Annotated in this window: 11 protein-coding genes; 8 read left to right on the top strand and 3 right to left on the bottom strand. The window is 59.5% G+C overall.

Going from position 1 to position 21,555, the window contains the following annotated elements:
* On the bottom strand, positions 1-2,106 hold the full coding sequence (locus OHL18_RS02600) for a radical SAM protein (protein ID WP_263373273.1): 2,106 nt from the start codon (positions 2,104-2,106) through the stop codon (positions 1-3).
* A 346-nt stretch (positions 2,107-2,452) separates the two neighbouring features.
* Positions 2,453-3,307 (bottom strand): hypothetical protein, encoded by an 855-nt coding sequence (locus OHL18_RS02595; protein ID WP_263373272.1) that lies wholly within the window; start codon positions 3,305-3,307, stop codon positions 2,453-2,455.
* Between the two features lie 434 nt (positions 3,308-3,741).
* Between OHL18_RS02595 and OHL18_RS02590 the strand changes: the two genes are divergently transcribed.
* The 8 genes from OHL18_RS02590 to OHL18_RS02555 all read left to right on the top strand — a co-directional run bounded on the left by OHL18_RS02590 (position 3,742) and on the right by OHL18_RS02555 (position 19,836).
* Positions 3,742-7,350: a TonB-dependent receptor gene (locus tag OHL18_RS02590; protein ID WP_263373271.1), complete on the top strand. Its 3,609-nt coding sequence runs from the start codon at positions 3,742-3,744 to the stop codon at positions 7,348-7,350.
* 193 nt (positions 7,351-7,543) lie between these two features.
* Positions 7,544-8,848: a tetratricopeptide repeat protein gene (locus OHL18_RS02585; RefSeq protein ID WP_263373270.1), complete on the top strand. Its 1,305-nt coding sequence runs from the start codon at positions 7,544-7,546 to the stop codon at positions 8,846-8,848.
* Positions 8,849-8,898: 50 nt separating this feature from the next.
* On the top strand, positions 8,899-10,041 hold the full coding sequence (locus tag OHL18_RS02580) for an alkaline phosphatase family protein (protein WP_263373269.1): 1,143 nt from the start codon (positions 8,899-8,901) through the stop codon (positions 10,039-10,041).
* Positions 10,042-10,043: 2 nt separating this feature from the next.
* Positions 10,044-11,264 carry a hypothetical protein gene (locus OHL18_RS02575; RefSeq protein WP_263373268.1) on the top strand — a complete coding sequence of 407 codons (1,221 nt, stop codon included), beginning with the start codon at positions 10,044-10,046 and terminating at the stop codon, positions 11,262-11,264.
* A gap of 158 nt (positions 11,265-11,422) precedes the next feature.
* Entirely contained in the window at positions 11,423-13,069 is a 1,647-nt protein-coding gene (locus OHL18_RS02570; RefSeq protein WP_263373267.1) for a GH35 family beta-galactosidase, read from the top strand.
* Positions 13,070-13,079: 10 nt separating this feature from the next.
* The gene (locus OHL18_RS02565) at positions 13,080-15,218 is read left to right on the top strand and encodes a beta-galactosidase (RefSeq protein WP_263373266.1); all 2,139 of its coding nucleotides are present in this window, start codon (positions 13,080-13,082) and stop codon (positions 15,216-15,218) included.
* A gap of 45 nt (positions 15,219-15,263) precedes the next feature.
* Positions 15,264-17,675 (top strand): glycoside hydrolase family 2 protein, encoded by a 2,412-nt coding sequence (locus OHL18_RS02560; protein WP_263373265.1) that lies wholly within the window; start codon positions 15,264-15,266, stop codon positions 17,673-17,675.
* 79 nt (positions 17,676-17,754) lie between these two features.
* On the top strand, positions 17,755-19,836 hold the full coding sequence (locus OHL18_RS02555; protein ID WP_263373264.1) for a DUF5054 domain-containing protein: 2,082 nt from the start codon (positions 17,755-17,757) through the stop codon (positions 19,834-19,836).
* Here the strand turns inward: OHL18_RS02555 and OHL18_RS02550 are convergent.
* Positions 19,833-21,410, bottom strand: a complete 1,578-nt coding sequence (locus OHL18_RS02550) for a ribulokinase (protein WP_263373263.1) — start codon at positions 21,408-21,410, stop codon at positions 19,833-19,835. The genes OHL18_RS02555 and OHL18_RS02550 overlap by 4 nt on opposite strands.
* Positions 21,411-21,555 lie beyond the last annotated feature (145 nt).

Raw genomic sequence — 21,555 nt, 5'->3', positions numbered from 1 at the left:
CTAGTCGCCGGAGACGGTCTCTTCTACTTCCGCCTTCGAAGCTACGGGAGCGGCTGGCTTGATGTCGCCCAGCGAGATGAAACCTGCGGGAGCATCGGGCTCCTGCAGAATCTCCTTGCGGTAGAGCTTGGCCATGCGGGCGTTCTCGGCATCCTGCTTGATCTTCGCATCGCGTGCGCGGATCTTCTCTTCGCGGGCGTTCTTGGCGATGCCGCTCTTATCGAACGTATCGTTGGCCGCCGCGTTGACGTGCGCTTCGTTGATGACGAGATCGTACTTCGCTTCCTTCTCGAGACCGACCTTCTTACCGCCGGCAAAGATCTCGTGACGGCCATGCTCCTCGTACCACTTGGTGAGGGTAGAGGTCATGTGCATCTTCTCGATGATGTTGCGCCAGCCTACGCCGGTGTTGTACGCGCAGAAGCTGATCTCGCCTTCCTGCGTCGCGTAAGGAATGATGCACTGCTCGGTGCGGCGGAAGTCGTAGTTGAAGAGGTCCTGGAACCACATGCCGGCGATGAAGAGGAAGTTCCAGCGGTCCGCGCGGCGCATGTTGATGTCTTCCATCGTGCGGTCCGCGGTGACCTTGCCGTAGTTCTTGCCGGTTGCGCCGAAGCACTTGTCGAACTTCTGCAGCAGGTCCTTGATCTTGAAGTGGGTCGGGGCCTTCTCGGGCTCGTAGTTGCGGAGCAGCGCGAGCGAGACACCGATGATGGAGAGCCACTTGCCGCGGGCCGCGTCGTTGATGCGGGCAACGTCCTTCGCAAGACGATCGGCATTGAGGAACGCGGTCACCGGAACGGCTTCCTTGGTCTCCTTGTCGATCATCAGCGCCATGCCAATACCGCAGTTCGGGTGGCAGCCGCAGGAGAGCTGGCCCCAGTCGTGGTTCGGGCCGTGGACGAGGTCGGCCCAGTCCGAGAAGGTCGACATGAAGGAGATGGGGAACCAGTCGCGGACGGGCTCGCCGAGGCCGGTCTGGTTCTTCACATCGTGCGCCATGTGCGAGAGCGTGTAGCGCTGTGCCTTGCGGCGCTCGTCGGAGATGTCTTCGTCGCGGCCGGTGAAGCTGACGGGCTGGAAGCTGAGGAAGTTGATCTTCTTCGGGTTGTCGAGCGCGAAGTTGATGATGTTGCCAACCTGCTCGTTGTTGATGCCGTTGATGATCGTCGTTACGGGAACGATGTCGACGCCGGCTTCGTGCAGGTTGTGGATGGCCTGGAGCTTCACGTCGAACGCGTTGCCGACCTTGCGGTGCGAGTTGGCAGCGTTGCCGATGCCGTCGAACTGCAGGTAAGCGTAGCGGAGACCGGCTTCAGCGGCGGCCTTCGAGAACTCCTTGGACTTGGCAAACTCGATGCCGTTGGTCGCGGCCTGGACGGAGGTGTAACCGACCTTGCGGGCGTAGGCGACGGCGTCGAGGAAGTAGGGGCTGAGCGTGGGCTCGCCGCCGGAGAACTGGACCGACATCTGGCGCTTGGGCTTGATCGTGACCGCGTTGTCGAGCATGGTCTTGATCTCATCCCACGTCAGTTCGTGGACGAAGCCGACCTGGTTGGCGTCCATGAAGCAGGGGTCGCACATCATGTTGCAGCGGTTGGTCAGGTCGATGGTGAGGACCGAGCCGCGGCCGTGGGTCACAGTGGACGTACCGTGGTTGTGCAGCTTCTCGTCGTTGTGCGCCTTGATGTCGCGGCCAGGGAAGACCTCTTCGAGGTGCTTGAAGAAGGCCGTGTCGATCGACATGACGTCTTCGAAGTGCCCGTGGATGGGGCAGTCCTTAACCATCAGGATCTGGCCGTCGCGCTCGATGATCTGGGCCTTGATCTCGCCGACCTTCTCGTTGAGCAGGATCTCGTGGGGCAGCTTGCCGTCGACGATCTGCTGGCGGATCTCAGGGATGCACTTGGGGCAGAGAGAGTCGGTGGTGCGCGGCCAGCCGAGGGGCGGCTTCTCTTTCTGATAGCTCTTGAGGAGGGGCTTATCGCTCCACTTGGGGGTAAAGCTTGCGTTGGGGCTGATCGAGTTGAGCTTGTTGAAGACTGCCCAACCTCCCTTGGCTCCCAGAACGAGGGCCTTCTCCATCAATTTTGCTGGCTTCGCCATGTTTGTCTCTGTCTCCGTGTGGATCTTTATAGTGTGAAGCTTGCGGCTCTGAAACAACGGGCTCGGATGATGCCGTTCAATTTCGGGAGCATCTCTTTAACTCTAGGGCACCGCAAATAGATGCGGGAGTGGGCAATGTGGTTCTATCTATTACATCTTCCCGCAATATCACAAGCCCTAGCCTACGTAGGGGCAACGTCCATCGGAAGCAATTAAGGCTGGGCTGCAAGATTCTGCATTAAAGTGCGCAAGGAGCGGGTTAATCTGCAGCGTCGATTTCGGCGGCAAAACGACATAGGTTGTGGACGGACGCCGACGGATGGCGACTGGGCCGAAACCGTTGAAGCTATTCGAGATGCACCAGATGCAGCAGGTCAGGGAAGAACTCGCGTACGGTGTTGCTCAGGGCAGCGCCCGCGAAGGAGCCGGCGAAGCCCTTGGCCGTCTCTTCCGCGCCGTGGTTCACATCCGGATAGTAGGCATTCTGGAGGATGGCTGTCGCAGCATGTCCTGCAAAGAGCGAGTAGTTTGGCGCGTTGGCCCCGCCGTCGGTGCGGGTGATGAAGACGCGCGACACGGCGTAGGTTCCACGGAAAAAGGCGTTGTGGCTCTTGCCCCTGACGTAGTAGCGGGGATCCTGGTGGAAGACTGCGGGCATTAGGCCGTCGGTGAAGATGGACTGAGACGCGTCTCGGATTGCGGCGGCTCCGAGGCGCTGGCCGTAGGCTCCGCCGTTGGTGCCGTAGTTTGGACTCCCATTCGCTGCCTGCTCGTACGAAGCTGAGCCCACGACGGCGACGAAGAAGTAAGGCGAGATGATCTGGTCTGCGCCGAAGAGCAACTTCCGCGTCAAGCCGGTCAACGGCTGCGCGCGCTGGCTGGGTTCAATGTATTTGTCATAGAGCGGCGCAAGAGGCTTAGGCGCGAACCTGGGAGTACGTGCGGGTGCACCCGCAGACTCTGCTTCGCCTTCGCCAAAGCTGGAGGAAGAGCCGATAGCGAGTTCGCCCTGAGGTGCAGGCGCCTCTGGAAGCTCCGCCAGACCTTCAGTCCGGTAGAGATTTGTCTGCACGAGGTGTGGCGAACTGGTGGACTGGCCCCTTCCAGGCGTGCAAAGAGAAAGCGCTACAGATACGGCGACCACGGAGCTAAGGCTGAAGTGGATGGCGGTGAAGGTCTTTCGGTACGCCGTTTCGAACAAGGAGTGTCCTCGAGTGAGTCAGATGGTAGAGCCGGGTCGTGCCGTAGAAGCAAGTTGTAAAAGAGTTGGTAACGCAGGATAGCTGATCTCAGGGCGAATCGTCGGGGTGTCGCGAAGGCTTGAAGCTACACTTCGTGACCTTGCGTATTCGATGCCGGCAGTGAGCTTTTCGATGTACGCGCAAGCTGGAAGACCCGAAATGAAACCAGTTACATTGCAAAAAAGTCAATTGATATCGATATCTACAAAAGTTGCTTGACAGCGAACTGCGAACAGGAATACGGTTCGGCCTGCTTGGAAAAGTTCCGTCAAAATCGGCTGTAAGCCTCGGCTCGCTCAAGATTTGCGCCCGGGCACTGCAGAGACAAAGAGCAGGGATGCGATCCGACGGAAATGCTTCAACCACAGATGTCCGACAACAAGGAAGAATCAAAATGATAAAGAGCAACAGCACGACCTTTGGGAGACTACGCAAGTTTGTGCAGATGGCTTTATGCCTCTGCGTGGCGATCTTTGCGGCCCAGCCGGCGTTCTCGCAGGCCGATCAGGGCGCAATCACCGGAACAGTAACGGATTCCACCGGCGCGGTAGTTCCAAACGCGGCGGTGACGGTAAGCAGCACGGAAACGGGTCTCACTTTGAAGGGAACGACCGATGCAAGCGGCGTCTTCGTCTTCTCGCCGTTGAAGATCGGTACCTATACTGTTTCCGCCTCAGCCTCCGGCTTTGAGACGACAACGCAGGAAAACGTTGCCTTGCACGTTCAGGACCGCATCGCCCTGCAAATCCAACTGAAGAGCGGAGCGACAACCGAGACCGTAACAGTAACTTCTGCTCCGCCCCTGCTGCAGACGGAAGAAGGTTCGACTGGCCAAGTCATCGAATCGAAGACAATCAACGACACCCCGCTCAACGGCCGTAACTGGGTCTTCATCGCGCAACTCACTGCCGGCGTCGCTCCCGCAAACGGAGCCCGTGGCCAAAAGGGCGGTGACTTCAACGCCAACGGTCAGCGCGCAGAGCAGAACAACTACATCATGGACGGCGTCGACAACAACGTAAACGTGGTCGACTTCTTCAACGGTGCCAGCTACGTCGTACGTCCTCCGCCGGATGCTCTGGCGGAGTTCAAAGTACAGACCGGAGCCTACAGCTCAGAGTTCGGCCATTCTGCGGGCGCTGTTGTAAACGCTTCCATTAAGTCCGGTACCAACCACATCCACGGATCTGCCTGGGAATACATTCGTAACGACGCCTTCGACGTGCGCGAGTTCTTCCAGGGCTCTTCGCCCATCGCTGAGTATCGCCAAAACCAGTTCGGTGCCACGCTCGGTCTGCCAATCATCAAGGACAAGCTGTTCTTCTTCGGCGACGTGGAGGCGAACCGTATCGTCTTCGGCGAGACGCACTCCGGGCTTACCGTCCCGACGGCGCTTGAACGCACGGGAAACTTCAGCGAACTACTCAATCCTGCGCTGGTCAACGGCAATACGATCCAGCTCTATGCGCCGAATCCAACAGCGCCGGGAACGACGCCAATCGCCGGTAACCGGCTCGACCAATCGGGCATCACGCTTGATCCGGTCGCTCTCAAGCTACTTAGCCTGTTCCCGAGCCCGAACATCGGCGTTGCGGGGCAGACCTATAGCAACTTCACCAGCCAGACGAACACTCTGGACAATACCTTCCAGTGGGACACCCGTATGGACTGGAATATCAGTTCCAGGGATCAGGCATTCGGGCGCTACAGCTACAACCACGAACCTGCAACTCATCCGGCGCCTCTTGGGCCGATCCTGGATGGTGGCGGCTTCGGTGATACTGGCCAGGTCGTTCAGTTGGGCGAAAACTTTGCCGGAAGCGAGACCCACATCTTCACTCCGACGCTCACGAACGAGTTTCGTTTTGGATACAACTACGGCCACTTCGACGGTCTGCACGAGAACGCCAACAACCCTACACTCGCCTCTAGTCTTGGACTTGGTGGCGTGCCGTATGCTCCGAACAATGGCGGTCTGCCGTACATCAACGTGGGCGGTCTGTCCGTCTTCGGTTCGCCTCAGTTTTACGCAACGAACGAGTATGAAAACGTCTATCAGATTCTCGACAACGTCACTAAGGTTTGGGGAAATCACACCTTCAAGACCGGTATCAACATCCAGCGCATTCGGTTCTCGACGTCTCAGCCCACCCAACCCCGCGGTACCTATAACTTCACCGGAACTTATACCACCGGTTTCAATCAAGCCGGACAGACTATTCCAAATACGGGTTATGGCATCGCCGACTTCCTGACAAATAACCAGAATAGTACGGCTGTCTCCAACATCTTCACTTCAGATGACCTTCGCTTCAATCGCTCCTTCTATGCTCAGGACGACTGGAAGGTCAGCCAGCGCCTCACCGTCAACTACGGTGCTCGCTACGATTACTCCACGCCGTATCTTGAGCGTCACGATAACCAGGCTGCTTTCATTCCAACCAGCCCGTTTGTCGCCAGCGCCAGCACGGGTGAGTACCGTATTCCAATCAGCCAACAGGGCAAGGTGACGATTCCGAGCAAGTTCGTCAATCTGCTCGCCGAGGATGGCATCACCATCAAGTATGTAAGCAATCGCTATCTCGAACAGCCGCAGAAGACAAACGTGGCGCCTCGTGTCGGATTTGCCTACAAGGCGACTGACAAAGCTGTAGTCCACGGCGGATACGGTATCTTCTTCGGCGGTCTCGAAAGCGTCGGCTATTACCCGAACTTCGGCGAAAACTTCCCGTTCGAGTTCGACTCAACCTACAGCGCATCAAGCTGCACGCAGACCTCTTGCACCAACAACGGCTTTACCCTCGAGAATGGATTCAGCGCTCTGTTGAACTCGCCTACCGGCTTGCTCACGGCTCCCGCACAGCCCACGCTGCGCGGTGGGGAAGCGAAGATCCGCACGCCTTATAGCCAGCAGTACAACCTAACGGTGGAGTACGGTATCAGCAATTCGCTGGTCGGGTCGATCGGGTATGTCGGTGCGGTCTCCCATCACCTGCAGTCATTTCCCAACGCCAACGGCCAGACCGCGCTGGCGCCACACGACTTCAGCGGCTACACCGATGCGAACGGCGACCATACCAATCCGCTCGAACCCTTCCCGCACGTCAACTTCTCGTACACCGCCTATGACGCTGCCTCCAACTACAACTCGCTGCAGGCCAAGCTCGAAAAGCGCTTGACCAATGGCCTCAGCTTCCTCACGACCTACACCTACGGGAAGTCGCTGGACAATGCGGACACCCCGCTTGGTACCACGGGCGACCAGGGCGACCGTGGCATCAACATCCTTGGCTGGAGGGGAGATTATGGTCCGTCTGGTTTTGATGTCCGCCATCGTCTCACCATCAACGGCAACTATGAGCTTCCTGTCGGTAAGGGACGCAAGTACTTCAACAACAGTGGAAAGATTGCCGACTACGCAATCGGGGGTTGGTCGAGCAGCTTCGTCTTCCGAGCGGAGACGGGTCAGCCCATTACCATCGGAACGAATAGCATCAACAGTCCCAGCGGCGCATCGGCTAACGCCAACCGAGTTGGCGATCCCTTCAGTGGTGGTGGCAGCCCCAACGCTTCCAACCCCGGCATTGCCTGTCCCACCAAGGTGCGGACGGTCATCAACTGGTATAACCCCTGCGCCTTCGCAAACCCACTGCCGGATAACATCGGCTATACGACCAACTTCTACCCTGGCACCACGCAACTCATCCCGAACACCGTTTCTGGTGCGGCGGCCCTGCCTTATGTCGGCAGCAACCGTGGCCAGACGACTGCTCCGGGATACGAACGCGTCGATGCTTCTCTCTTCAAGTCTTTCCCAACCTTCCGCGAACAGAGCCTCCAGTTCCGCGCGGACATCTTCAACGCTCTCAACACACCCGGCTACGGTACGCCCAGCAACACGGGCATCTCTGGTAATGGCGGTCAGATCACTAGCGCTCGTGTCTTCGCTGCGAATGCCCCTGACTCGCGCTACTTCCAATTCGCTCTGAAGTACACCTTCTAGGCGATCACCAATCCACTGCACTAGAATCCAAGGCGGATGCGTCTCCTTAACGGGGCGCATCCGCCAAGGACTTTTATCTATGTCTCGACCTCAAATTCGCGTTTCTTTGAGGGCCTCAAGGTTCCTGGCAATCGTCCTCTTCGCGCTTCCCCTGAATCCCAGGGTTTCGGCTCAATCTTCCGCAAAGCGTCCCTTGTCTGCCGCCGACCAGGCGATATTGAAGCGCGCTCTCGACGCATACGACCAGGGTGACCTCAAGACCTCCGAACCTTTACTTGCAGACCTGACCGCACGCTTCCCCGCGAACTATCAGGCCAATGAGGCCCTGGGTAGCCTGTATGCGGAGAGCGACCGCACGACCGCGGCATTGCCTTACCTGCGACGAGCCTGCGCAGTCGCTCCTCATGCGGCCATCGCCCATGCGAATCTGGGTGCCGCTTATCTGAAGTTGAGTAAGCCGGACGCGGCGATTCCGGAGCTAAGGTCCGCGCTCAGACTCGATCCCAAGAACGCAGCAACACAGTCGAACCTCGGCCAGGCCCTTATGCTCAAAGCTCAACCCGTGGAAGCCGCGAAGGCCTTTGCCGCTGCCGCAGCGCTGCAGCCTGCGGACGCTTCGGTGGAATACAACCTAGCGCTGGCATTGTTTGACTCGGGTTCGCTGAAGGAAGCCAAAGCCGCGATCGACCGCATTCCGGCGACGGAGTCCAACGACCAGACGGACGCCCTCGCCGGGGACATCGAGGAGAAGCTGGGCGAGTTTCAACAGGCCATTGCGCATTATCAAGCGGCGGCAAAGTCGAACCCCAGCGATGCCAATCTCTATGCGCTTACGCTTGAACTGATGCGGCATTGGACCTGGGACGAAGCCGTGACCATGGCTGACTTTGGCACTTCGCGTTATCCCGCAAGCAAGCACTTTGAGGTTGCGAAAGGCATCGCGCAGTTTGGCGGGCAGCACTATCCAGAGGCGGTCGTGACATTCTCCGACCTGCTACAGAAAGAGCCCGAAAACGCGCTCTACGCGGACCTGCTTGGCCGGAGCTGCTCCGCCATTGCGGAGGACGCCAGCGCACAGTGCAACGGCCTATCGGAGTTCGCTCACCGGCATCCGGAGAACGCGCAGGCGGCGACCTTTGCGGCGGTGAGCCTGCTGCATCGGCCTTCGGCAGAGCAGGACAGGCCTGAGGTGAAGCGGCTGCTCGACCAGGCGATTGCAGCCGACCCAAAGCTGCCCGAGGCGCACTTCCAGCTTGCGGTGCTGGAGCAGTCGCAGTTGCAATGGCAGGAGAGCGTCGCTCCGCTGCAGCGGGCCATCGAGTTGCGACCGACGTATCCCGAGGCGCACTACAGGCTCTCGCGGGCGTACGCGCACCTAGGGATGAAAGACAAGGCGCAAGAGGAGATTGCGTTGCAACAGAAGTACACGCAGCAGGCCAAGGACACCGTGAACGCGCGTCTGCAGGAGGTCGTGACATTCCTCGTCAAATCCAACTAAACGCGGGGCTGAACCTCGCCGGCGAAAGTCTCAGCGCGACGCTTCGCGAGATGGGAGCGAAGCGAGGCTGGGACCGTCGCGAGTTTCTGCGTACCGCGATTGGCGCGGCCACGGCGACCTCGCTGAGTGGGTTTACGCCGCTGCGCGCGCAACAGCTTCCACGCGGGCAGAAGGCTGTCGTCGTTACATTTGGCGGCGGAGCGCGCGATGAGGAGACGTTTGCTCCCGAAGGCCAGGAGAACATCCCGCATATGCTCAGCGAGTTAATCCCGCAGAGCACGTTCTTCACGCAGGTCATCAATCACGGCATCCTTGGGCACTACGTCGCGACGGCTTCGCTGGCCACGGGAGCGTATGAGACCTTCAACAACTTCGCGCAGACGCCGCCTGAGAACCCAACGGTCTTCGAATACTTCCGCAAAGACCTGAAGCGGCCCGCGCACGATGCGTGGATCGTGGCTCCAAGCAACGGCTTTAACCGCATCGGCGCGAGCGATCGTCGCGGCTTCGGGCCGGAGCTTGGCGCGGAGGTGCTGCTGCCGAAACAACTGCTTGCCGCGGCGATGGGCGGCAAGTCCGGCAACGACTATGAGCACCTGCTCCGCGATAACTACGAGTCGCCACTCTATACCTCGGCAGTTGGCGGGGGCAGCGGATCGCACGATGTGGAGATCGAAAAGGTCGCCGACATCCTGAAGCTCTCGGTGGATGACTTCACATCGCATGCGCGCTCGCTGGCGAGCCCCGACGAACTGTCGGTGTTTATAGCCCGGCAGTTGATGCGGCAGCTCTCGCCGAGCCTACTCTGGATCACGCTGCACGATATCGACATCGCGCACTCGGGGGCGTACTCGCTTTATCTCGACGGCATCCGCAGGTCGGATCGCCTGTGCAGTGACATCTGGAAGGCGATCGAGACGGATCCGGAGTACAAGGGCAAGACGACGATGTTTATCCTTCCCGACTTTGGCCGGGACTCGGACATCTCGCCGGGAGGCAACGGCTTCCAGCATCACCGCACCGGCGATGCGCTATCTAGAACGACGTGGATGATGGTGCTAGGACCTGGCGTGCGGCAAAACGCTGTGGTGGATCGGCCTGTGGACTCGCTGGACCTGGTGCCGACGCTCGGCAGCCTGCTGGGCTTTTCGCCCACCTGTGCTAAAGGCTCTCCGCTGCGGGAGGTGCTGTAGCCATGCTGCCTGCGCAGTTGAAGCCCGCTGATTTCGCCGCGTATCCACCGCAGGCCCGCGCCTTCGCGACGGAGCACATCGCCATCCTGCAGCAGATGCCGCTTGCCCTGCTTCCCAGCCTGCTGAACGAGGTGAGCGGCTACGACTGGAAGCTGCCCGCAGAGCGCGCGCAGATCGATCGCCAGATTCAGTGGCTTGGTGCCATGTCGTCCTCACAGTTGGCGGATCGTACCAAGGAGTTCGCGGCGCTGCGGCTGAACGCGGACCTCGAAGCCGTCGATTGGGTCAACGTGCCGTCTTCGTTTCTCGAGCAACTGACGGCGTGGCTCTGGAGCACGCATCAGATGGATGCTTTCCATGCGGCTGCGGACAACTACACGACACAGCTTGCGGTAGCCGCGCCTACGCCGCCGCCTGCTACGCCAAGGCTCGCAATCGTCATTGTTGGCAACGGAGTCGACCAGACCAGCTTCCGGCCGTTCAGCAAGCTTCGGCAGCATGGGATCTACTTCACGAAGGTGAAGCCGGATGATGGCGTGGGGCAGATCCTGGCACATGCTTCTGCACGGGCGCAGAAGAGTTCGGAGAACTCTGCCTTCGCCCACTGGTATGTCGATGGCGGAACCGCCGCGCCGGCAACTCGGCTGACGCAGGTCTCCTACGATGCTCTCGCTCCGGCGAGGAGCGCATTGCTTGGCCGCACGCAGCAGACGATCAGCTCCGGCACCTCCGGACCAGAGGCGTTGCGTTCGCTGCTGGCGCAGATGAAGCCGCAGGATGTGGGCCTTGCCTCGGGGCCCGATAGCGAAGTACTGAACCGTTTTCAACTGAGTTTGTTGACCCAGGGATCGGGGACGCAGATCTTCTCGACCACCTTCGTTCAGTGGGCCGGGCGCGAGTGCCTGCGCCGCGCCCAGCCTTCTACGCTTGTCCTTCGCTACGCTCCGCGGCAGGAGCAGCAGCCTATGAATGCGATGCTCAGCGGCGCGCCGATTGAAGGCGGAGGGCCGAAGGCAGATCCCGAAGGGTCGCTGGTCGATGCCGACATGGGAGCGTATTACACGTGGCTGAACCTGCAGCGGCTTCCGGGTTCAGACCAGTCCCGTTTTCTGGCATGGTTCGAAGGTCATAACCAGGCAATCGCTATCGGTCCGGACCTGCCGCGAGGCACGGTGTCGGACTCGTCCATGAAGCTTGCCGGGTTACTTCAACTCCTTGCCTGAAGGGCATGGGTGGTCTTGCGGCGGCGGCATGAAACTTCTATGTAAGCCTTTACATTCCTTATCTCGATAGCGTTTAGTAGGTATGTCCAACTCCAGAGCAGTCCGCCGCGAAAACGTTTTACCGATGCCCCGTTTCAGTAACGACCAGGAGCGAACTCTTGAACCTCTGCCGGATCTTCCTCGCCGCCACGCTTGCCCTTCCTCTTACGCTGAACGCGCAGATGCCCCATATCGAAAAGCGCGGCGACAACTTCGCCATGACCGTCGATGGCAAGCCGTTCCTTGTGCTCGGCGCGCAGATTAACAACTCCAGCTCCTGGGCGAGCACACTGCCGGATGTCTGGCCCGCTCTTGCCGACCTTCATGTGAACACGGTCGAAGCGCCGGTCTATTGGGAGTTGATGGAGCCTACGCCGGGCAAGTTCGATTTTGCCAATGTCGACCTGCTGGTAAAGGGAGCGCGCGAGCACAATCTTCATCTGGTGCTGCTCTGGTTTGGCACATGGAAGAACGGCCAGAACCACTACGTGCCGGAGTGGATCAAGACCGATCCGATCAAGTATCCGCGTGAGCAGACGGCATACGGCAAACTGCTCGACGTGATGTCACCGCACTCTGCCAACAACCTTGAAGCAGACAAGCACGCCTTCGCCGCGCTGATGCGCCATGTGAAGGAGATCGATGGATCAAAGCACACCGTCATCATGATCCAGGTGGAAAACGAGTCGGGATCGGTTGGCTCGGTGCGCGACTACTCGCCTGCGGCGGAGAAGCTCTTCGAGGGCGCTGTGCCTGAGTCGCTGACTTCCACACTCCACACGGCGAAGACTGGTACGTGGTCGCAGACCTTCGGTGCCGATGCCGATGAGAGCTTCGCTGCCTATGCAACGTCGAGCTACATCAACGAGGTCGCGAAGGCGGGCAAGGCGGAGTATCCGCTGCCGATGTACTGCAACGTGTGGGTGACCTATCCGGTGCATGCGCTCGAGAATCGCGACAAGGCCAGCGCGGGGCAGGAGTATCCCAGCGGCGGAGCGCAGCAGCAGAACATTGCGATCTGGAAGGCGGCCGCGCCGAACATCGATGTTCTCGCGCCCGACTTTTACTCGGATGACGTGCCCTTCTATCACTCGGTCGTCGCGGCCTATCATCGTTCGGATAACCCGCTCTTCATCCCCGAGACCGGAATTGCGAAGAACTTCGGCCGCTACTTCTTCTACGCTCTTGGTCACGGTGCGATCGGCTTCTCGCCCTTCGGCATCGACTACACCGACTGGACGCTGAAGAAGCACGAGATGCCGGAGTTTCTTTCAGCGGACTATGCGCTGATCGGACCGATGCAGAGCGAGATCGCGCAGTTCAACCTCGAAGGAAAGTTGCAGACCGCGGTGGAAGACCCAGCAATGGCGCGTCAGCAGCTACATTTTGGCGATGTCGTTGCAACGGCGTCGTTCGGTTTTCCGCAGAAGGATGGTGAAGTGCCGCCGGGAACGGCGGACTCGCATGGCCGCGCCCTGGTTGCGCAGATCGATGGCAAGCCCGGCGAATATGAGTTCCTTGCAACCGGCTTCGACGCAAGCGTGACTTTCACGTTCTCGCCCGAGTACGGGAAGGCGCACAACGCGCAGCTCGAGATTCTCCGCGCCGAGGAAGGGAACTACGAGAACGGTGTGTGGAAGATGACGCGCATCTGGAACGGCGATCAGACCGACCGCGGCCTGCAGTTTCACGCCGGAGTTCTCGGGCAAGTCGTTCGCATCCGCCTTCACTCACTGCCGTTGACCGGCGAGCTCGCCGCGCGCTAGGAGATTGATCGTGAAAAAGTTACAAATTGCGGCGGCAGCTACTTTGCTGCTTACGGCGTTGACGGTTTCCGGGCAGAACAAGCCCGCTGTGGGAGCCATGAACGATGTTCTCTATGGTGCTGCCTACTACAACGAGTACATGCCGGCGGAGCTGCAGCCAGGGCGGCTCGATAAGGACATCGCCCTGATGAAGGCAGCCGACATTACAGTTGTTCGCATGGGCGAATCGACGTGGAGTCTGTGGGAGCCAGAAGACGGCAGGTTCGAGTACGCTTGGATGGATCGTGTCGTCGATGCGATGGGTAAGGCCGGCATCAAGGTCATCATGGGCACGCCCACCTACTCTATCCCGACGTGGATGTATCACGAGCATCCCGAGGTGCTCGCCCGTCCGCTGGGCGGAGCGCAGACCTTCTACGGCATGCGGCAGAACATGGACACGGACAATCCAACCTTCCGTTTTTACGCACAGCGCGTGATCCGCAACATGGTGGAGCACTACAAGAGCAACCCCAATGTCATCGGATGGCAGATCGATAACGAGACGGCTTCCTATGGTGCCTCCAACAACGATGTTTTCACGGGCTTCGTGGATCACCTTAAGCAGAAGTTTGGCACGACCGACAACTTGAACAAGGCATGGTTCCTGAACTACTGGGGCGAGGATGTGAACGGCTGGGAGAACATGCCGCCGCGCGATGGCACGATCAGCACCGGGTACAAGTTGGAGTGGACGCGATGGTCGCAGATGCGCGTGACGAACTATCTGGCGTGGCAGGCCGCGCTGGTTCGTGAGTATCGTGGACCGAACCAGTTTGTGACGCAGGATCTTGGTGGCGTGATGAAGCGCGATGTCAACGAGCTTGAAGTGAGCAAGACACTCGATATCGTTGCGGACAACCCATACCACGCGACGCAGGACCATTTCGACGGGCAGAACCAGGCCGAGCAGGGCGACTACACGCGTTCTCTGAAGCACATGAACTATCTTGTAACGGAGACCAACGCGCAGACCACCGATTGGTCCTCGTCCTATCAATATCCGCCTTACGACGGCCAGCTTCGCCTCGATGTCTACACCCACCTTTCAAGCGGTGCGAACATGGTCGAGTATTGGCACTGGGCATCGATCCACTCCGGGCAGGAGACTTACTGGAAGGGTGTGCTCTCGCATGATCTTGAACCCAACCGCGCCTATGCCGAGGTGTCAAAGACCGCGCATGAGTTGAAGAAGATTGGGCCGCAATTGGTGAACCTCAAGATCGAGAACGACGTGGCGATTCTCTACAGCGTCGACTCGGCCAACGCTCTTGACTTCATGCCCTTTGCCTCCGAGCCGCGCCAGGGCTGGGCGATGGGGCGGACTACCGCGGACTACAGCACTCTGGTGCATCAGCTTCATCGCGCTCTCTTCAACGCCAATGTCGGCGCGGACTTTATCTTTCCCACGTCGACCGCGGCCGATCTCTCTCAGTACAAGCTGATCGTTGTTCCACCGCTCTACATCGCGGACGATGCCCTGCTTATGCGCATCTCCGATTACGTCAAAGGCGGCGGGCATGTATTGATGTGTTTCAAGTCTGGCTTCGCCAACGAGAACTCCGCTGTCCGCTGGGTGATGGCTCCGGGGCCATTGCGCGAGGCGGCGGGTTTCAGCTACCAGGAGTTCTCCAACCTTGAGAAGCCTCTCGCGCTGAAGGATGATCCCTTCAAGAGTGGTGACGAGAACAAGGTCTCGCACTGGGCGGAGTTTTTAAAGCTCGAGCATGCGAAGCCCTTGGCTTTCTATGATCATCCTTTCTTTGGGCAGTGGCCGGCGATCACCCGCAATGAGTTCGGCTCCGGCTCGCTGACGTATGAGGGCACCGTGCTCACCGATAAGCTGCAGGGGCAGGTCGTTCTCGCAGCGCTTGCTGACGCACATATCGCACCCAATCCCAACAGGCTGCCTGCGCCGGTCCGCGAAAAGAGCGGCGTGAACGGTAAAGGGAATACGCTGCACTACTTCTTCAACTACTCGAGCGATAAGCAGAGTTTCACCTACAACCAGAAGCCGGGGACCGACCTGCTCACGGGCAAGTCGATTGCAGCCGCTCAAGACGTGGATCTTGCGCCCTGGGACCTAGTCATCGTCGAAGAAGGCAAGTAAAGATAATTGCAACCTATTTAGTTACATATCTGGAGAAAGATCGAAATGCGTAGACGGGAATTCCTCAAGACCTCAGCCACCGTAGCAGCCGCAACCACGCTTCCCGCAGTCGCCTTCGCCGCGCCTGCATCGATGGAGAGCCCACGCACCGTGCTCGCCATCAACCGCAACTGGCGCTACCACCCGACGAAGGTCAGCGGCGCGGAGACACCCGCCTTCGATGACTCGAAGTTCGAGCGTATCGTCATCCCGCACACGAACATCAAGATGCCGTGGCACAACTTCGACGACAAGATGTACGAGTTCGTCTCCACCTATCGCCGCCGCTTCAAGACGCCTGCCGCCGCGAAGGGCAAGCGTGTCTTTGTCGACTTCGAAGGCGCGATGACCGCGTCGACGGTCTACATCAATGGCCACAATCTCGGCGAGTATAAGGGCGGCTTCACGCCGTTCTCGTTCGAGTTGACGAAGTATCTGAAGGCCGAGGGCGAAAACGTTCTCGTGGTGCATCTCGACTCGACCGAACGCGCGGACATACCCCCGTTCGGCTATGAGATTGACTACATGACTTTCGGCGGCATCTATCGCGAGGTCTCGCTGCGCATCGTCTCGCCGACCTATATCGACAACATCTTTGCCGCGCCGAAGAACGTTCTTAGTGCATCGCCGTTCGTCGATGTTGATTGCTTCATCGCTGCGGAGTCCGCCGATGGCGCGTACTCCCTCGTCGTGAAGTTGAGCGACGCAGAGGGTAAGGAGATCGCGCGGCAGGAGCAGTCGATCGCGTTGAACACGTCGCCTGATCCTTCGGCGGGCAAGGATCCCGAGACGCCGGCATCGCCTTATGCCAGCACGCAGACGACGACCGATCCGGCGAAGCACACCGTCACGCTCAAGGACCTCAAGAACATCAAGCTCTGGGATATTCAGGAGCCCAACCTGTATACGGTGCATGTGCTGTTGCTAAAAGACGGTAAGGTGATCGATGTGGACTCGCGCCGCATCGGCTTCCGCGAGGCGATGTTCACCGACGGCGGCTTCTCGCTGAACGGTAAGATCGTCAAGCTGCGCGGCCTCGATCGTCACCAGACTTTCCCCTTCGTTGGCCAGGCGATGCCTGCGCGGGTGCAAAAGAAAGATGCGGACATCCTGCGTAAGGGGCTGCATTGCAACCTGGTGCGTACCTCTCATTATCCACAATCCAGACACTTCTTAGACCGTTGCGATGAGATCGGATTGCTGGTGCTTGAAGAGATTCCAGGCTGGCAGCACATCGGCCCCGAGCCGTGGAAGCTGGTTGCCATCGACAATGTTGGCCGCATGGTGCGACGCGACTGGAACCATCCCTCGATTATCTTGTGGGGCGTTCGCATCAACGAGTCGAAGGATGATCACGACTTCTACATCCGCACGAATGCGCTCTCCCATGCGCTCGATACGACACGGCAGACTGGCGGCATCCGCTACTTCCAGGAGTCGGAGTTCCTTGAAGATGTCTTCACGATGAACGACTTCGGATTCCCGTTGAAGAAGCCCGTTCACGGCAAGTACCTCAACACCGAGTTTGTCGGACACACCTATCCGACGAAGACCACCGACGATGACGAGCGCCAGCGCGAGCACACGTTGCGCCATGCGCGTATCCACAACCAGCTCGCTTCGGATCCGCAGTATGCGGGCGGCATCGGCTGGTGCGCGTTCGACTACAACACACACGCGAACTTCGGTGCGGGCGACCGAATCTGCTATCACGGGGTCATCGACATCTTCCGCGAGAACAAGCCTGCGGCGGGTTTCTACAAGTCGCAGTGTGATCCTGCGGAAGAGATCGTCCTCGAGCCTGCGTTCCACTGGGCCAACAGCGACGAGAGTGTCGGTTTCAGCGAGATGGTTATCTGCTCCAACTGCGAGCACTTGAAGTTCTACATCCGCGAGTCGGGCAACACGGCCGCTGAGTGGAAGCTCGCTGCCGAGGCCGATCCCGACCGCAAACAGTTCGAGCATCTGAAGTACGCTCCGTTTGTCATCAAGAAGGACGAGATCGACTACAAGAAGATCGACCAGTTCTGGGGTGATCTGCGTATCGACGGCTTCATCGATGGTAAGCAGGTGATCTCGAAGTCGCTCTCGGGCGATGGGAACAACAAGAAGTTCACTCTGCTGCCTGATGACGAAGCTCTGTTGGCCGATGGTACAGATACCACGCGCGTCGTGCTTCGCGTTACCGATGAGTTCGGTGCGCTGCGCACGTACGCGGACGATCCGATCGAGTTTACGCTTGAAGGGCCAGGCGAATTGATTGGTGAGAATCCCTTCTCTCTTGTTGGGGGAACCGGGGCGGTATGGGTTCGCGCGAAGGAGATGGCCGGCACGGTCACGCTCAAGGCGAAGCATCCACGCCTTGGCTCACAGAGTGTGAGCTTCAGGCTCTCTGCTGTTCCTTCAGAGACGGTCTAGTTCGACAATCGGCGTTCGCGGGCTGCACTCTTCACGCAGTTCGCGGACGCCAGCATGTTTAAGTTGCTGGAGTGTCTGCATGGAACGTCGTCGCGTCTTGAAACTAGCCACGCTCGCAGCTGCTGCAAGCGCCTCTCCAGCGCGCCTTCTCGCATCTGCCGCGCAAGAGGCGCTGCCGGTAAAGCGCGTCCTCATTATCTTCAAGTGCCACCTTGATGTTGGATTCACTCAGACTCAAGCGCAGGTGATGCGGAAGTACTTCGACGAATACTATCCGGCAGCGATGGCTCGTGCTGCGGAGATGCGCGCGGCTGGCTCTGATCGCTATATCTGGACGACAGGATCATGGTTGCTCTACGAGTATCTTGATCAGGCCACGCCCGAACAGCGCAAGACGATGGAAGCCGCGATTCATGCGGGTGACATTACCTGGCATGCTCTTCCGTTCAGTTGGCAGACCGAGATGCTCGATCGCTCGATGATCGCCGGTGCGCTGGGGTTCTCTGCTGATCTCGATGCTCGCTTTGGCCGCAAGACGATTGGTGCCAAGATGACGGATGTGCCTGGGCATTCGCGCGGCATCATCGCTCCGCTGCAGGCTGCGGGAGTTCTCATGCTCGACATTGGCATCAACGCGGCGAGCGTTCCCCCTGATGTGCCGGATGCATTTCTATGGCGCGACGCCGAGGGCAATTCGCTGGCGATGATCTATCACCGCCACGACTACGGCAGCGTGATCCGCATCCCTGGCTCGGACCTTGCGGTGTCCGTAGAGGTGCGCAACGACAACAGCGGGCCGCACACGCTTGAAGAGATTAGGGCGATCTACGGAAAGCTGAGGGCGCAGTTCCCTGAAGCGAAAGTGGAGGCGTCGACGCTGAGCGATGTCGCCGCTGCGATGGAACCGTACCGCGCGCAATTGCCCATCTTTACCGGAGAGATCGGCGATACGTGGATCTATGGAATTCCCAGCGATCCCGCGAAGGTTGCGCGTTATCGCGAGGTTGCTAGGCTACGGCAGCAGTGGATCGCCGAGCATCGCTTCGCTGCGGGCGACGCGACTGACCGGCAACTTCTGCGACGGCTGCTGCTTTCGGTTGAGCACACGTGGGGTACTGATACGAAGAGCTATCTCGACAACGATCACTACCGGCCAGCGGACCTTGCAGCGGTGATCGATCAGCCGCCGTACAAGACCATGACCACAAGCTGGCAGGAGAAGCGCGATGATCTCGATCTCGGCGTCGCCACGCTTCCAGCAGGGCTTCGCGAGCAGGCGGCGGCAAGCTTGAAGAGGCTTCAAGCGGGTAAGGTTTCAATAGATTCGATGAAGCCCCTCGACGTGACGAAGAAGATCGAAGGCAGACACTTCACGTTGCAGATCGATTCGCAGACAGGTGCGATCGTCAGCCTTATCGCTTTGGCGGACAAGTACGATTACGCATCATCCTCCGCGCCAATTGCCTTGTTGACTTATCAGACTCTTTCGGAGCCGGACTTTGCCGATTACCTCGATCGCTACGTGCAAATCAAGGCGGACTGGGCCCCTCGCGACTTCGGCAAGCCCAACATCGAGCACTTCAACGCAAGATCGGAGGAGTGGCATCCGAAGCTCCTTCGCTCCTTCTCCTCGCATGAGAAAGACGGCCTTCGCGTCGTGCTTCACATGGAGATTGATGATTTCAAAGCCGCGGCAACAGGCAATGTCGCGTGGCCTGCGGAGTTCTACATGGAGCTGCTGCTGCCCAACAGCATGCCGGTAATCGAGATGCGTTTGACGACGCTCGGCAAGATCGCGAACCGCATGCCGGAGGCGATGTGGCTCACATTCAACTCGCCTGCAGTCAAGCCTCTGAGATGCTCGTTCTACAAGACAGGTCAAAACATCGATTACGACGAAGTTGTCAGCGGCGGTGGCCGTGCGATGCACGCGGTCGACGCGCTCACGCTAGGACAGGGCGGCGCGTTGCTGCATATTGCGACGCACGATGCCCCGGTGATTGCGCTGGGCACACGTTCGCCGTTGAACTTCTCGCGGCTGCAGCCTAATCTGCGCAAGGGAGTCCACGTCTGCCTCTTCAACAATGCATGGGGCACCAACTATCCACAGTGGGCGTCGGGCGACTGGCTCTACCGGTGCACTCTACGGGCGAACGGCTAATTGCGCGCTATCGCAGCGATCCGGCGAAGCTCCGGAAGGATCTTGCCCAGCGGCAGCGCCTCTGCATCGGGCGTGCCCAGAGCGAAGTAGGCAGAACGGTAGAGCTGATAGAGCTGCTCGTAGACGGCGACGGCACCGGATTCGGGAGTGTAGGTCTTGAAGGGCAGGCAGATCTTCTCCTGTGCGGCCTGGACTGACGGGAAGACTCCGGCTGACAAGAGCGCGAAGATTCCCGAACCGAGGCTGGTCGGTGTTCCATCCGGAACGAGCACGGGCTTTCCTAGGACGTCGGCGTAGATTTGGTTCAGGACGAGATTGTTCTGCGGGATGCCGCCGGCGTTGATGACGCGCTCGACCGGCACACCGTGCTCGGCCATGCGCTCGAGGATGATGCGGGTGTGGAACGCGGTGCCTTCGATGGCCGCGTAGAGCTCATCCTGAGCGGTCGTCAGCAGGTTCCATCCGAAGGTGACGCCGCCGAGCTCAGGGTTGACTAGGACGGTGCGGTCGCCGTTGTCCCAGCTCAGGCGGAGCAGGCCAGTCTGGCCAGCCTTATAGGCCTCGATGCCCTGTGCAAGCTCGCGGACCTTTACGCCTGCACGCCTCGCGATCGCTTCGAATATGTCGCCTGTCGCGGAGAGACCCGCTTCGATGCCGGTAAGCGCTGGATCGACGCTACCGGGGACTACGCCGCAGACTCCGGGGACAAGCTCAGCCGTCTTGGCCATGGCGATGATGCAGGTCGAGGTGCCGACGACGTTGACCACGTCGCCCTCTTTGCAGCCTGCGCCGATGGCGTCCCAGTGGGCGTCGAATGCGCCGACAGGAATGGGGATTCCGGCCTTCAGGCCCATCTCGGCGGCCCAGAAGTCAGAGAGATGACCGGCGATGTGGTCGGAGGTGAGGTACTCGCCGCCAAGTTTTTCGCGGATGCCGTCGAAGAGCGGGTCAACCTTCGAGAGGAACTCCTGCGAGGGCAGGCCACCCCACTTGGGGTTCCACATCCACTTGTGGCCCATGGCGCAGATGCTGCGCTTGACCAGCTTGGGGTCGGTGACGCCGGTTAGCGTGGCGGCGACCATGTCGCAGTGCTCGAGCGCGGTGGCGAACTGGTCGCGCCTGTCGGGGTTGTGCTTCAGCCAGTGCAGCAGCTTGGCGAAGCCCCACTCGTGCGAGTAGACGTTGCCGCACCACTCGATGGCCTCGAGCTTTTCGGCACGTGCGAGCGCTGTAATGTGGCGGGCCTCTTCGAGCGCGCGGTGGTCGCACCAGAGGTAGTAGTCGTTCAGCGGCTGCATGTGCGCGTCGACGGGGATGACGCTGGAGCCGGTGGTGTCGAGCGCGATGGCGGCGACCTGCTGGCCGTCGACGCCGGTCTCTTCGAGGACCTTGCGGGTGGCGCGGACGAGGGCCTTCATCTGCTCGTCGTGCGACTGCGTGGCGAAGTCGGGGTCCTCGCGCTTGCGGTTGAGCGGGTACTCGGAGGAGGCCGTGCCCAAACGGCCCTTTTCGCTGTCGAGCAGCGTTACTCGTACACTCAAAGTTCCAAAGTCCACACCTGCAACGATAGCCACGTTCAAACCCTCCGCTCTCTGGCTGATACAGCGTCTGTCCGACCATGAGTAAGCGTTTACCAAGCTATCAGGAACCACGGCCGATTGCCTATCCCCTTCTGAAATCCTTGTCGGTAAAGCCGTTGTGGACCGGTCGTTTCGCGGA

Origin of the sequence: Granulicella aggregans (genome assembly GCF_025685565.1) — a bacterium.
GTDB classification, from domain to species: domain Bacteria; phylum Acidobacteriota; class Terriglobia; order Terriglobales; family Acidobacteriaceae; genus Edaphobacter; species Edaphobacter aggregans_B.
The sequence above is the reverse complement of the archived record's forward strand: the minus strand, read 5'-3'. Positions and strand labels throughout refer to the sequence as shown.

Bases quoted from the DNA above. Each gene is read 5' to 3' on its own strand.
- OHL18_RS02600 (WP_263373273.1), bottom strand. From the start codon at position 2,106: ATGGCGAAGCCAGCAAAATTGATGGAGAAGGCCCTCGTTCTGGGAGCC.
- OHL18_RS02555 (WP_263373264.1), top strand. From the start codon at position 17,755: ATGGAACGTCGTCGCGTCTTGAAACTAGCCACGCTCGCAGCTGCTGCA.
- OHL18_RS02590 (WP_263373271.1), top strand. From the start codon at position 3,742: ATGATAAAGAGCAACAGCACGACCTTTGGGAGACTACGCAAGTTTGTG.
- OHL18_RS02575 (WP_263373268.1), top strand. From the start codon at position 10,044: ATGCTGCCTGCGCAGTTGAAGCCCGCTGATTTCGCCGCGTATCCACCG.
- OHL18_RS02560 (WP_263373265.1), top strand. From the start codon at position 15,264: ATGCGTAGACGGGAATTCCTCAAGACCTCAGCCACCGTAGCAGCCGCA.
- OHL18_RS02580 (WP_263373269.1), top strand. From the start codon at position 8,899: ATGGGAGCGAAGCGAGGCTGGGACCGTCGCGAGTTTCTGCGTACCGCG.